The 13,619-nt window shown below is 65.4% G+C and carries 12 protein-coding genes and 1 tRNA gene; 5 read left to right on the forward strand and 8 right to left on the reverse strand.

Features of this window, described 5'->3' with window-relative positions:
- Positions 1 to 38: 38 nt before the first annotated feature.
- The 8 genes from BM297_RS09360 to BM297_RS09395 form a co-directional block, all read right to left on the reverse strand.
- Entirely contained in the window at positions 39 to 677 is a 639-nt protein-coding gene (locus tag BM297_RS09360; protein WP_092430557.1) for a 2'-5' RNA ligase family protein, read from the reverse strand.
- Between the two features lie 3 nt (positions 678 to 680).
- A complete protein-coding gene (locus BM297_RS09365; protein WP_092430559.1) occupies positions 681 to 3,317 on the reverse strand; it encodes a DEAD/DEAH box helicase in 2,637 nt (878 codons plus the stop codon).
- A gap of 58 nt (positions 3,318 to 3,375) precedes the next feature.
- Positions 3,376 to 4,359, reverse strand: a complete 984-nt coding sequence (locus tag BM297_RS09370) for a glycosyl transferase family protein (protein ID WP_092430561.1) — start codon at positions 4,357 to 4,359, stop codon at positions 3,376 to 3,378.
- Positions 4,356 to 4,691, reverse strand: a complete 336-nt coding sequence (locus BM297_RS09375; protein WP_092430563.1) for a TusE/DsrC/DsvC family sulfur relay protein — start codon at positions 4,689 to 4,691, stop codon at positions 4,356 to 4,358. The genes BM297_RS09370 and BM297_RS09375 overlap by 4 nt, the downstream gene beginning before the upstream one ends.
- On the reverse strand, positions 4,688 to 4,987 hold the full coding sequence (gene tusB / locus BM297_RS09380) for a sulfurtransferase complex subunit TusB (RefSeq protein ID WP_092430565.1): 300 nt from the start codon (positions 4,985 to 4,987) through the stop codon (positions 4,688 to 4,690). Before tusB ends, BM297_RS09375 begins: the two co-directional genes overlap by 4 nt.
- Complete coding sequence (gene tusC / locus BM297_RS09385) at positions 4,987 to 5,346, reverse strand: sulfurtransferase complex subunit TusC (RefSeq protein WP_092430567.1); 360 nt, start codon at positions 5,344 to 5,346, stop codon at positions 4,987 to 4,989. The genes tusB and tusC overlap by 1 nt, the downstream gene beginning before the upstream one ends.
- Position 5,347: 1 nt before the next feature.
- The gene (gene tusD / locus BM297_RS09390; protein WP_092430569.1) at positions 5,348 to 5,740 is read right to left on the reverse strand and encodes a sulfurtransferase complex subunit TusD; all 393 of its coding nucleotides are present in this window, start codon (positions 5,738 to 5,740) and stop codon (positions 5,348 to 5,350) included.
- A gap of 91 nt (positions 5,741 to 5,831) precedes the next feature.
- Positions 5,832 to 6,500: a Bax inhibitor-1/YccA family protein gene (locus tag BM297_RS09395; RefSeq protein ID WP_092430571.1), complete on the reverse strand. Its 669-nt coding sequence runs from the start codon at positions 6,498 to 6,500 to the stop codon at positions 5,832 to 5,834.
- Between the two features lie 126 nt (positions 6,501 to 6,626).
- Here BM297_RS09395 and BM297_RS09400 point away from each other — a divergent pair.
- The 5 genes from BM297_RS09400 to BM297_RS09420 all read left to right on the forward strand — a co-directional run bounded on the left by BM297_RS09400 (position 6,627) and on the right by BM297_RS09420 (position 13,619).
- Positions 6,627 to 6,714: transfer RNA gene (locus BM297_RS09400), tRNA-Ser, on the forward strand.
- 259 nt (positions 6,715 to 6,973) lie between these two features.
- Complete coding sequence (gene hsdR / locus BM297_RS09405; RefSeq protein WP_092430573.1) at positions 6,974 to 9,355, forward strand: EcoAI/FtnUII family type I restriction enzme subunit R; 2,382 nt, start codon at positions 6,974 to 6,976, stop codon at positions 9,353 to 9,355.
- Entirely contained in the window at positions 9,355 to 10,086 is a 732-nt protein-coding gene (locus BM297_RS09410; protein WP_092430575.1) for a DUF3800 domain-containing protein, read from the forward strand. Before hsdR ends, BM297_RS09410 begins: the two co-directional genes overlap by 1 nt.
- A 141-nt stretch (positions 10,087 to 10,227) precedes the next feature.
- Entirely contained in the window at positions 10,228 to 11,925 is a 1,698-nt protein-coding gene (locus tag BM297_RS09415; RefSeq protein ID WP_092430577.1) for a type I restriction-modification system subunit M, read from the forward strand.
- Positions 11,922 to 13,619, forward strand: a complete 1,698-nt coding sequence (locus BM297_RS09420) for a restriction endonuclease subunit S (RefSeq protein WP_092430579.1) — start codon at positions 11,922 to 11,924, stop codon at positions 13,617 to 13,619. Before BM297_RS09415 ends, BM297_RS09420 begins: the two co-directional genes overlap by 4 nt.

Genomic DNA, 13,619 nt, shown 5'->3' on the forward strand with positions numbered 1-13,619 from the left:
CAAGCAAGCGCCGGAACTCGGCCCGCTGACGGCGACAACTAGCCTGCCAATGTCAGCCGCCGCTCCATGCACAGCGGGCCGAACAGTTCGGCGGCAGCGTAGGTGCTGTAGTGCAGCTCCTTCACCCTCAGCGGCAACAGCTCGCGGTCACTGAAGGCGGCCAGGCGTCGTTGCAGGACTGGACTAGGCACGGCCCGGGCGTAGAGACCCGCGGTGAGGTGGGCGTGGTAGGGCGCCTGGCGGATTTCCGGACTGTGCTCGCCCAGCGCCGCGCGAAGGGCGTCGAGGCCGCCGTGTGGATCGCTCACGCTCAGAAACGGCGCGCTGGCAAAGCTGTCCAGGCCGCCGATGTGCAGTTCGAACGGCCGGGCGCGCAGCAGGTGCAGGGCGTCGAGTTGGGCGGCCAGGCGCTCGGCGGGGAAGTCGTCGTCGAACTGCGCCTGCTGGCTGGGAAAGCCGCAGACGAACAGGGTGATATGCGCCTGGCGCAGATAGTCTCCGTGCAGCCAGTCTCCGAGCTGCGCACGCGCGCGCTCGAGGCGGGCGAGGACGCGCGGGCACTCAACCGGGACAGTCCATACGGCGTAGCGCGCCCGCCCGCGGTGCCACTCGGGGTAGTCGCGCAGCTCGCAGGCGAGGGTCTGCGGCGGAGCGGCGCGGGCGTCGGAGAAGCGCACGGGTCAGTTGAGCGGCGCGAACAGGGCGTCGAGGTCGGCCTCGCTCAGCGTCCAGTCGCCCTGGCCACCGCCTTCCAGCACGCTGCGCGCCAGGCTGGCCTTGCTCTGCTGCAGCTGCTGGATCTTCTCCTCGACGCTGCCGCGGGCGATCAGCTTGTAGACGAACACAGGCTTGTCCTGGCCGATGCGGTAGGCACGGTCGCTGGCCTGGGCCTCGGCGGCCGGGTTCCACCAGGGGTCGAAGTGGATCACGGTGTCGGCGGCGGTCAGGTTGAGGCCGGCGCCGCCGGCCTTGAGGCTGATCAGGAACACCGGCACCCGGCCGGCCTGGAACGCCTGCACCGGCGCGCGGCGATCCTGGGTGGCGCCGGTGAGCTTGACGTAGGCGATCTTGCGCACCTTCAGTTCGTGCTCGATCAGGCCGAGCATGCTGGTGAACTGGGAGAACAGCAGCACGCGACGGCCCTCGCTGGTCAGCTCCTCGAGCATCTCCAGCAGGGCGCTGAGCTTGCCGGAGTCGGCGCTGGCATGGCCGGCGGCCTCGTCCTCGCCGAGCAGGCGCAGGTCGCAGCAGGCCTGGCGCAGGCGCAGCAGCGCCTCGAGGATGACGATCTGGCTGCGGGCCAGCCCTAAGCGCTGGATTTCTCCGCGCACCTTCTGGTCCATCGCCAGGCGCAGGGTCTCGTAGCGATCGCGCTGCACGTCGGTCAGCTCGATGCGCTGGGTGATCTCGGTCTTGGGAGGCAGCTCGCGGGCCACCTGCTCCTTGGTGCGACGCAGCAGGAAGGGTTTGACCCGCGCGACCAGGTGCGCCAGACGCTGGGCGTCGGCGTGCTTCTCGATCGGCGTGCGATAGGTCTTGGTGAAGGCCTTGCTCTCGCCGAGCCAGCCGGGCATCAGGAAGTTGAACAGCGACCACAGCTCGCCGAGGTGATTCTCCAGCGGCGTGCCGGTCAGGCACAGGCGCTGGTCGGCGGCGAGCTGGCCGGCGGCGCTGGCCGCCTTGCTGCGCGGGTTCTTGATGTTCTGCGCCTCGTCGAGGATCAGCAGGTGCCAGCGCTGGCCGTTGAGCTGCTTGAGGTCGCGCGGCAGCAGGGCGTAGGTGGTGAGGACCAGATCGTGCTCGCCGATCTGCGCGAACAGCGCCTTGCGCTTGGCGCCATGCAGGGCCAGCACGCGCAGCTGCGGGGCGAAGCGCTCGGCCTCGTCCTGCCAGTTGGGGATCAGGCTGGTGGGCATGACGATCAGCGCCGGACGGGTCAGGCGCCCGGCGTCCTTCTCGGCGAGGATGTGCGCCAGGGTCTGCAGGGTCTTGCCCAGGCCCATGTCGTCGGCGAGGATGCCGCCGACCTGCAGCTCGCGCAGCGCCTGCATCCAGCTCAGGCCCTGTACCTGGTAGTCGCGCAGTTCGGCGCGCAGGCCGAGCGGCGGCTGCACCGGCTGTTGCGGCAGCTGCTGCAGGCGCCGGGCGAACTCGCGCAGGCGCTCGCCACCCTGCCAGTGCAGGGCCGGCAGCTTGTCCAGCTCGGCCAGGCGCGCGGCATCGGCCTTGCCTAGGCGCAGGCGCTCGCCCTGGCTGTCGTCTTCGCGGAAATACAGCTCGCCGAGGCTGCTCAGCAGCGGGCGCAGGCGGCCGAACGGCAGGGCCACGCGGCGGCCGACGCCGTGGCTGCGCGGCAGCGGCACCAGCAGTTCCTCGTCGTCGCCGCGCTGGGCCAGCGCCTCGCCGGTGAGCAGCCAGGGCGAGTGGCGGATGGCATGCAGGAGGATCGGCAGCAGGCTGACCTTTTCGCCGTCCACCTCGATGCCCAGCTCCAGGTCGAACCAGTCGCCCTCGGCGGACTCCTCGATGGCCACCTGCCACTGGCCGAGGGTGGCCAGGTTGAACTGGAAGTCGGGATGCAGGCGGATCTGCCAGCCGCGCTCGCGCAGTTGCGGCAGCTGTTCGCGGACGAAATGCAGCCAGGCGGCATCATCGGGCAGCTCGAACGGCTCGCCGGCGCTCTCCGGCAACGCCTCGCTGCGGCGCAGGGCGATGCTGAAGCCCAGTTCGCTGAGCTGGCGGCGCAGCGCCGCCTCGGCCTCGAGCTGGCGGACGATGCGCAACTGACGCCGGGCGTCGAGCCTGACAAGCCATTCCTTCTGCGCAACCCGCCCGAAGGTCAGGTGTCCCTGGTAGTCGAAGGCCAGCGCGGCGCGGTGCTGGGTCTGCTCGATCATCCGCCCCTTGCGCGCGTCGTAGTGCACGCGCACGTGGCTGCCGAGGATCAGCCGCGGCTGCGGCGCCTCGACGGGCAGCTCGACGATTTCCGGCGGCAGCTCGCTGTCCGGCAGGGTCCAGCCCTGCAGCTGCAGGCGCTCCACGGTCAGCAGGGCGGCGACCACATGCTTGCAGTTGTAGCTGACCGGACAGCTGCAGCGGCCGTCGACGTCCCAGTGGGCGCCGCGGTCGATCAGGCGGATGCGCTGGCGGTAGCGCTGGCGGCCCGAGCCGCGGCACTCGGCGAGCAGCAGGCCCTTGTCGAGGCCTTCGACCTGCGCGCGGTTGTCCAGGGCGTAGTCGCGGCCACGGCTGAAGTCGCCGGGCCTGAAGGCCTGGCGCCAGTCCTGGACACGCAGGGAATGGATGGACAGGGTCATGAAGGATCAGACCGGCAAGCCGTCGGCTGGCTCCCGATCGGCAGCCAGCCCTGACGGCTCAACCCAGTCGTTGCTCCCACAACACGCCGGCACGGGCGAAGGCGGCCTCGCGCTCGAGACCCAGGCCACGCAGGGCCAGGGCCATGGTCGCCAGCACGGCCAGCCGGCCGTAGGCGTCTTCGGCCTCGCCGCGCCAGAAGGCGGCCAGATGCGCCGGGTCGAGGCTGGCCGGCTTGACATGGCGCTGCGCGGAGAGCGCCGGCCATTCCTCGTCCCACGACTGGCCGGCGGTGGCGCCGAACAGGTGGGTGTCGGCGTCGGGATTGACCTCGATCTCGCCGCCATCGCCCTTGATCACGATGGAGTGGTCGCCGAGCAGCACGCTGGCGTCGCGATGGGTCGCCTGGTAGCCGGGGTGGAAGATGCTCTGCAGCACGCAGCGCGCCCCCAGCGGGTTGAGCACGCGGGCCAGCGAGTGGATCGGCGAGCGCAGGCCGAGGGTGTTGCGCAGGTCGATCATGTGCTGCAGGCGCGGCATCCAGGCGCCCAGCGGAATGTAGGCCAGGTGCCGGTCGTCGAGGGCGTGCACCACTTCATTCCAGTTGGCGCAGCAGGGGATCTCCAGCAGATCGAGCAACTGCTCGCTGTACAGGCGCCCGGCGGTGTGCGCGCCGCCGCCATGGAGGAGGATACGCACGCCGCTGGCGGCGAGGGCCTTGGCGGCCAGCAGATACCAGGGCAGGTGGCGCTTCTTGCCGGCGTAGGTCGGCCAGTCGAGATCCAGCAGGGTCGGCGGCACATTGAGACGCTCGCGCACCGCCTCGGTGAAACCGGCCAGCTCCTCGGCGCTTTCCTCCTTGTGGCGCAGCAGCATGAGGAAGGCACCGAGCTGCACTTCCTCGGCCTTGCCGTCGAGCAGCATGCCCATGGCCTCGCGGGCCTCCTCGCGGGTCAGGTTGCGCGCGCCGCGCTTGCCCTTACCGAGGATGCGCACGAACTGGGCGAAGGGGTGTTCTGCGGGGGTCACCAGGGTCGGGGTCATATGCAATTGGTCGGTTTGGGCAGTCCGGCCAGCTTGGCGGCCAGTTTGGCGGGGGTGCCGTGGAACAGTTTGTTCAGGTGCAGGCTGTTGCCTTTCTCCGCGCCGAGTTGCTGGGCGGCATAGCGGATCAGCGGGCGGGTGGCCGGCGACAGCTGGAACTCGGCGTAAAAGCGCCGCAGCAGTTCGAGAATTTCCCAGTGCGCATCGCTGAGCACCATCTGCTCGCGGGCTGCCAGCGCCTCGGCCACCGCCGGGCTCCAGTCGTCGAGTTCAAGCAGGTAGCCATCCTTGTCGAGGGCGATGGTCTTGCCCTTCACGTTGAGCGTGCTCATAGCCAGCTGTTGGTCCGCTCGAAGCGCAAGGTGAGTTCGACGAAGCCGGCATAGTTGACGACATGCACGAAGTCCGGCGCGGTCAGGCTGCGGGCCTCGAGATCCTCGGCCAGGGCGAAGACCGGGCGGTCGCCGGGCAGCTGGCTGAGCACCTCGAGCGGGCGCGAGCCGGAGTGCAGAGCGTACACGGCATCACCGGTGAGCAGCAGGCCATCGCCAGCACCGAGCAGGCGCAGGCAACTGGCGCCGCTGGTGTCGGCGAACGGCGAGCGGGAAAGCAGATGCAGGGTGGCCATCAGAGGGTGATCACCAAATCGTGGTGGTTGAGCAGGGCGGGCAGTTCCGCGTCAGGCAGTTCGGTGACCGGCAGGGAGAGCTGCCTGGCGGTCAGCCCACGACGCTGAAGATCGCTGGCGGCGACGTACAGCGCCTCGACGCCGAACAGCGGCAGGGCCTGCAGGTTGGCGGTCAGGTCCTTCTGCTGGATGGCGACCGGCTGCTGGCCGGACTGCAATTGGAACACGCCGTCATCGAGAAACAGCAGGCTGATCGGCAGGTCGAAGGCGCCGCCGGCCAGGGCGATGTCCAGCGCCTCGCGGGCGCTGGGGCCGCTCCATGGCGAGCGCCGGCAGATCAGCAGCAGGGATTTGGCCATCTCAGTCGCCTCCGAAGCAGATCAGGCGGTCGGCGTCCTGGGCCGCCTCGTGCAACTGGCCGAGGCCCGACAGCTCCCAGGACGCCCCCAGGTTGTGACTGACGCGGCCGTAGCGCTGGGCTTCCTCGTCGTTCAGTACACCACGACGCAGGGCGGCGGCGATGCACACCACGGCATCCAGATTGTGCTCGGTCACGAAGGCGCGCCACACCGCCGGCAGGTCCAGCTCGTCCTGCGCGCTGACCGGCAGGGAGGAGGCGACATGCACGCTGTCCTGGTAGAAGAACAGCCGCACGATCTGGTGGCCGCCAGCCAGCGCCGCCTCGGCGAAACGCAGGGCACGACGGCTGGAGGGCGCATGGGGCGGAGCGAACAGGGCAATGGCGAATTTCATCTCGAGGAGCCTGGCCAGAATGGCGCCTATGATAAGCGCAAACGAAAGAGCCCGCCAAAGTGGCGGGCTCCGGGGGCAGTGCGGACCGAGATCAGTCGTCGCGGCCCATGATGCCGAGGATCTGCAGCAGGCTGAGGAACAGGTTGTAGATCGACACGTACAGGCTGATGGTCGCCATGATGTAGTTGCGTTCGCCGCCGTGGATGATCTCGCTGGTCTGCCAGAGGATCGCCGCCGAGGAGAACAGCACGAAGCCGGCGCTGATCGCCAGCTGCAGGCCGCTGATCTCGAACAGCCAGGCGGCCAGCACGGCGCCGAGCAGGACGAAGAAGCCGACGGTGATGAAGCCCGACAGGAAGCTCATGTTCTTGCGCGTGGTCAGCACGTAGGCCGACAGGCCGCCGAACACGATGGCGGTCATGGCGAAGGCGCTGACGATCAGGTCGGCACCGTTGCTCATGCCCAGATAGCGGTTGAGGATCGGGCCGAGGGTGTAGCCCATGAAGCCGGTCAGCGCGAAGGTGCTGAGCAGACCCCAGCCGGAATCACGCAGTTTGGTGGTCAGGAAGAACAGGCCGTAGAACCCGACCAGGGTGATGATGAAGCCCGGGTGCGGCACGCCGGCCTGCTGCGCCGCGAAAGCCACCAGACCGCTGAAGCCGAGGGTCATCGCCAGCAGGGCGTAGGTGTTGCGCAGGACCTTGCTGGTCTCCTGCTCGGCAACCTGCGTGTTCTGCAGGGCATAGGGATGTTCGCGCATGGGCTCGTTTCTCCTTGAGGATCATGTCTATTGCATGGATGGCCAGAAGCATAGCAAAGCCGCGCGCCAGACCAACAAACAGAGTTTGACAGTCTGTTTCTATCGGGTAGTATTCCCGCCCGTTGTGGAAGCGTGGCCGAGTGGTTTAAGGCAGCGGTCTTGAAAACCGCCGACGGGCAACTGTCCTAGAGTTCGAATCTCTACGCTTCCGCCATCTATACAGCGCAAAGCCCCGTAATTCGGGGCTTTGTTGTTTCTGGGGTGTTCTGTTCCCCCACTTGTTCCCCCATTCTGGCATTGCGTGAGTGCTTGCTGGTCCTACCCAGTCGCCCGCAATCGACTCCCAGGTCCCGCCCGCATCGCTTGGCAACGTGGCAGAATGCCCCCAGTCGACAGAAAAACGGTACATTTGCCGCAATTGAACGGCTCCGTCGCCATGTGGACGGCAGCCGGCAGGCAAGGATTCAGGGCTTATGGACAAGAAATCGCTCACCGAACGGGACATCTGCACCAAGTTCATCACGCCGGCCATCGAGCAGGCCGGCTGGGACATCCACAAGCAGGTGCGTGAGGAAGTCAGCTTCACCAAGGGCCGCATCATCGTCCGTGGCAAGCTGCACAGCCGCGGTGAGGCCAAGCGCGCCGACTATGTGCTCTACCACCAGCCCAACGTCCCCATCGCGGTCATCGAGGCCAAGGACAACAAGCACGCGCTCGGCGCCGGCATGCAGCAGGCGCTGGGCTATGCCGATACCCTGGACGTGCCCTTCGTATTCTCCAGCAACGGCGACGGCTTCCTGTTCCACGACCGCACCGGCACCGGCGCGCTGACCGAAACCGAGCTGAGCCTGGCGCAGTTCCCCAGCCCGGACGAACTGTGGCAGCGCTACTGTCAGTGGAAGGGCCTGGACGACACGCTGCGCCAGAAGGTCGAGGCGCCGTACTACGACGACGGCTCCGGTCGCGCGCCGCGCTACTACCAGACCAACGCCATCAACCGCACCGTCGAGGCGGTGGCGCGCGGGCAGGATCGCATCCTGCTGGTGATGGCTACCGGCACGGGCAAGACCTACACCGCCTTCCAGATCATCTGGCGGTTGTGGAAGTCGAAGCAGAAGAAACGCATCCTCTTCCTCGCCGACCGCAACATCCTGGTCGACCAGACCCGCAGCAACGACTTCAAGCCGTTCGGCCAGGCGATGACCAAGATCGCCAAGCGGCAGATCGATACCTCCTACGAGATCTACCTGTCGCTGTACCAGGCGGTCACCGGCAGCGAGGAGGAGAAGAACGTCTACAAGCAGTTCTCGCCGGACTTCTTCGACCTGGTGGTGATCGACGAATGCCACCGCGGCAGCGCCGCCGAAGACTCCGCCTGGCGCGAGATCCTCGACTACTTCTCCAGCGCCACCCACGTCGGCCTGACCGCCACGCCCAAGGAAACCCGCGAGGTTTCCAGCATCCACTACTTCGGCGAGCCGGTGTACAGCTACACCCTCAAGCAGGGCATCGACGACGGCTTCCTCGCGCCCTACAAGGTGGTGCGCATCGATTTCGACAAGGACCTGCTCGGCTGGCGCCCGCCCAAGGGCATGCGCGACAAGAACGGCGAGCTGATCGAGGACCGCATCTACAACCTCAAGGACATGGACCGCCAGCTGGTCATCGAGGCGCGTACCCAGAAGGTCGCCGAAAAGGTCACAGAGTTCCTCAAGGCCACCGATCCGTTCCAGAAGACCATCATCTTCTGTGACGACATCAACCATGCCGAGCGCATGCGCCAGGCGCTGGTCAACCTCAACCCCGAGCGGGTGGCCGAGAACCGCAAGTACGTCATGCGCATCACCGGCGACGACCAGGAAGGCAAGGCCGAGCTGGACAACTTCATCAACCCGGAAGAGCGCTACCCGGTCATCGCCACCACCAGCAAGCTGATGACCACCGGCGTCGATGCGCAGACCTGCAAGCTGATCGTCCTCGACCAGCACATCCGCTCGATGACCGAGTTCAAGCAGATCATCGGTCGCGGCACGCGGATCAACGAGGACTACGGCAAGTACTGGTTCACCATCATGGACTTCAAGAAGGCCACCGAGCTGTTCGCCGACCCGGCCTTCGACGGCGATCCGGTGCAGATCTACGCGCCGCAGGGCGACGACTCCCCGGTGCCGCCCGACGATGGCATGGAAGGCGATGGCATCGTCGCCGGCGACACGGGGCAGGCTGATGGCGACGAGTTCGGCGCGCTGGGCGAGGGCGACGGCCAGAAGCGCATCAAGTACGTGATCGACAACGTGCCGATCTCGGTGATCGCCGAGCGCGTGCAGTACTACGGCCCGGACGGCAAGCTGATCACCGAGTCCCTGCGCGACTACACCCGCAGCTGTGTGAAGAAGCAATTCGCCTCGCTGGACGATTTCCTGCGCCGCTGGAGCGATGCCGAGCAGAAGAAGGCGATCATCGACGAACTGGCCGCCCAGGGCGTGCTCTGGGAAGCGCTGAGCGAGGAAGTCGAAGCCAAGCTGGCCAAGCCGCTCGATCCCTTCGACCTGATCTGCCACGTCGCCTTCGACCAGCCGCCGCTGTCACGTCGTGAGCGCGCCGAGCAGGTGAAGAAGCGCAACTACTTCGGCAAGTACCAGGGCGCGGCCCGCCAGGTGCTCGAGGCACTGCTCGACAAGTACGCCGACACCGGCATCGAACACATCGAGGACATCAAGATCCTCCAGCTCGACCCGTTCAGCCAGATCGGCGCGCCCATCGAGCTGGTCAAGGCGTTCGGTGGCAAGGCCGGCTACACCCGTGCCGTGCACGAGCTGGAGGCTGCCCTCTACAGCCGCAACGGAGCCGCCTGATGGAGTTCAGCGACTACATCGTCTACGTCGACGAGAGCGGCGATCATGGCCTTGCCACGCTCGACCCCAACTATCCGCTGTTTGTTCTGGCCTTCTGCATCTTTGCCAAGCACAGCTATGCCGAGCAGGTCGTGCCCGCCGTGCAGAAGCTCAAGTTCCGCCAGTTCGGCCATGACCTGGTGATCCTGCATGAGCATGAGATCCGCAAGGAGACCGGCGATTTTGCCTGCTTCCGCAATCGTCAGGAGAAGATGGCCTTCCTCGAGCAACTGACCACGGTCATCGAACAGGCGGAGTTCTCGCTGGTGGCCTGTGTGATCGAGAAACAGAAGCTGCTGCAGCGCTATCAGACGCCGAGCAACCCCTACCATCTGGCGCTGGCCTTTGGCCTGGAGCGGGTCTATCGCTACCTGCAGGCCCAGGGGCAGGGCGAGCGCGTTACCCACATCGTGGTGGAGCGCCGCGGGCGCAAGGAAGATGACGAGCTGGAGCTGGAGTTTCGACGCATCTGCGACGGCGCCAACTGGTTCAACCGGCCGCTGCCGCTGGCTATCCGCTTCGCCGACAAGAAGACCAATTCCGCCGGCCTGCAGCTGGCCGACATGGTGGCACGGCCCATCGGCATGTCGATCCTGCGTCCGGAGCAGCCCAACCGGGCCTATGACGTCCTGCGCTGCAAACTCTACGGCGGCGCGGAGAAGAAGGGCTGGGGACTCAAATGCTTCCCCTAGAAAAGCGAAAGGCCCCGGTGAACTCACCGAGGCCATGACGCCGACCGGGCACTCCCAGTCCATTTGCCAAGGATTCTGGCAGAAAAACACTCATTGTCCAAGAGCCGCCCGCGCGGCTCGAGCGTTACCCAAGGAAACCCCATGTCCATCAGCTCCACCATCAAATCCATCCAGGACATCATGCGCAAGGACGTCGGCGTCGACGGCGATGCGCAGCGCATCGGCCAGCTGGTGTGGATGCTGTTCCTGAAGATCTTCGACGACCGTGAGATGGAATGGGAGCTGCTCGACGACGACTACCGCTCGCCGATCCCGGAGAGCTACCGCTGGCGCAACTGGGCGGCGGATCCGGAGGGCATCACCGGCGACGCGCTGAAGGAGTTCATCGACAGCCGCCTGTTCCCGACCCTGCAGACCCTCGACCAGTACAGCCAGACGCCGGCCGCCTTCGTGGTACGCGGCGTGTTCGAAGACGCCTACAACTACATGAAGTCCGGCCAGCTGATCCGCCAGGTGATCAACAAGATCCAGGAGGGCGTCGACTTCAACAGGGCCCAGGAGCGCCACGCCTTCGGCGACATGTACGAGCAGCTGCTGCGCGACCTGCAGAACGCCGGCAACGCCGGCGAGTTCTACACCCCGCGCCCGGTCACCGAATTCATGGTGCGCATGGTCGACCCCAAGCTCGACGACAAGGTGATGGATCCGGCCTGCGGCACCGGCGGCTTCCTCACCTGCACCATCGAGCACAAGCGCCAGCACTACGTGAAGACCGCCGAGGACGAGCGCGCCCTGCAGGCCAGCATCTTCGGCGTGGAGAAGAAACCGCTGCCGCACCTCTTGGCCACCACCAACATGATCCTCCACGGCATCGAGGTGCCCAGCCAGATCCGCCACGACAACACCCTGGCCCGTCCGCTGACCAGTTGGGGGCCGAAGGAGCGGGTCGACTGCATCGTCGCCAACCCGCCGTTCGGCGGCATGGAGGAGGACGGCATCGAGGCCAACTTCCCGGCCACCTTCCAAACTCGCGAAACCGCCGACCTGTTCCTGGTGCTGATCATGCATCTGCTCAAGGACGGCGGCCGCGCCGCCGTGGTGCTGCCGGACGGCTTCCTGTTCGGCGAGGGCATCAAGTCGCGGATCAAGGAAAAGCTGCTCACCGAGTGCAACCTGCACACCATCGTTCGCCTGCCCAACGGTGTGTTCAACCCCTACACCGGGATCAAGACCAACCTGCTGTTCTTCACCAAGGGCACGCCGACCCGGCACGTGTGGTTCTACGAGCACCCGTACCCGGCCGGCTACAAGAACTACAGCAAGACCCGCCCGATGCGTGTCGAGGAGTTCGCCGCCGAACAGGCCTGGTGGGGCAGCGAGGCCGATGGCTTCGCCAGCCGCGAGGAGAACGAGTTCGCGTGGAAATTCGACTTTGCTAGTTGCCGGCAGGAGGCTGAACAGGCGGCCAAACCGCACTGGGAACAGGCCGATCAGTTGAATGCCGATGCGGGCAGCCTCGAGAGCCAAAGCCGAAGCTTGCGAGGCTCCCTGACGGGCGTCACTGACCAAACTCAGCGCAAACATGTCGAGCAGCAGATGGCCAAGCTGCGTGAACAGGCGCTTGCCCTGCGTCAGCAAGCACGAGCCGCACAGAGCAGAGGCGACCAGTTGTACTGGCCGATCTACAACCTCGACCACAAGAATCCGCACCGTGCCGAAACTGCTAGCCACGATCCGGACGAGCTGCTGCGCGACTACGCCACGTTGCAGGGCGAGATCGCCGAGCTGCGCGAGCAGCTCAAGGCGGTGCTGGCCGATGCGCTGGAGAGCAAGGCATGACCGCGCTGCTGACCGACAACCTGCCGCTGCTGGCCGGCGCGCCTAACGGCATCCAGAAGCTGCGCGAGCTGATTCTCGAACTGGCCGTGCGCGGCAAGCTGGTGCCGCAGGATCCCAGCGACGAGCCGGCCAGCGAGCTGCTCAAGCGCATCGCCGAAGAAAAGGCGCGGCTTGTGGCTGAGGGGAAGATCAGGAAGCAGAAACCGCTGGCGGAGATTGGCGAGGAGGAAAAGCCGTTCGAGTTGCCGGAAGGGTGGGAGTGGGTACGCCTTGGTGATTCGCTGGAAATGATCAACGGCCGAGCATTCAAGCCCGCTGAGTGGAAGGCGTCGGGTTTGCCGATTGTTCGTATCCAGAATCTGAATAGAGAAGATGCGCCATTCAACTACTGCAATGAGGATGATGTTGATGCTCGGCACCTCATCAATGACGGCACCTTCTTGATCAGTTGGTCCGGGACGCCGGGAACATCGTTTGGTGCCTTCATATGGCGCAGAGGAAAGGCGGCACTCAATCAGCACATTTTCTCTTGTGTGCAAAAGGGTAAGGCCTTTTTTGAAGATTTTTTGCAGATTTCGATCAACACACGCCTCGATGAACTCATTTCAAAGGCGCACGGTGGTGTGGGTTTACAGCATGTGACTAAAGGAAAGCTTGAGGCACTTACCCTAGTTCTTCCTCCACTCGCCGAACAACACCGTATCGTCGCCAAGGTCGACGAGCTGATGGCCCTGTGTGACCGTCTGGAAGCCCGGCAGGCCGACGCCGATAGCGCCCATGCCCGGCTGGTACAGGCGCTGCTCGACAGCCTGACCCAGGCCAGCGATGCCGACGACTTTGCCGCCAGCTGGCAGCGCCTCGCCGAGCACTTCCACAGCCTGTTCACCAGCGAATCCAGCATCGACGCCCTCAAGCAGACCCTGCTGCAACTGGCGGTGATGGGCAAGCTGGTGCCGCAGGATCCGAGCGACGAGCCGGCCAGCGAGCTGCTCAAGCGGATTGCCGAGGAAAAGGCGCGGCTGGTGGCGGAGGGCAAGCTCAGGAAGCAGAAGCCGCTGGCGGAGGTTGGTGAGGGGGAAAAGCTGTTCGAGTTACCGCAGGGTTGGCAATGGGTAAGAAAGACGGAGGTTTTCAATTTTCTGAATGGGTACGCCTTCAAAAGCGAGTGGTTTAAGCCAGAGGGCATCCGCTTGCTACGCAACGTGAATGTTTCGCATGGTGCAGCCAATTGGAAAGATACCGCATGCATTTCGGAAGAACAGGCAGCCGAGTTTCAAGGGTTTCTGTTGGCCGAGAATGATGTCGTCCTGACACTGGATCGTCCGATCATTTCGACAGGCTTGAAGTATGCAGTCATAAGCAGCAGTGATCTTCCCTGTTTACTGCTACAACGGGTTGCAAAAATAGCCCCGTATGCGGGTGCTGTAAGCGTTGGTTATCTATCGGCTTGGCTAAATTCACGCTTTTTCGTCGAGTCCATTGATCCTGGTCGGAGCAATGGGGTTCCGCACATCTCTACGAACCAAGTCGCAAGCATGCCCTTTGCTCTGCCCCCCCTCCCCGAACAACACCGCATCGTCGCCAAGCTCGACCAGTTGATGTCCCTCTGCGACCAGCTCAAGAGCCACCTGACCGCCGCCCGCCAGCTCCACGAGCGGTTGGCCGGGGTGCTGGTCGAGCAGGCGGTGGCCTGA

Origin of the sequence: Geopseudomonas sagittaria (assembly GCF_900115715.1) — a bacterium.
Taxonomy (GTDB): domain Bacteria; phylum Pseudomonadota; class Gammaproteobacteria; order Pseudomonadales; family Pseudomonadaceae; genus Geopseudomonas; species Geopseudomonas sagittaria.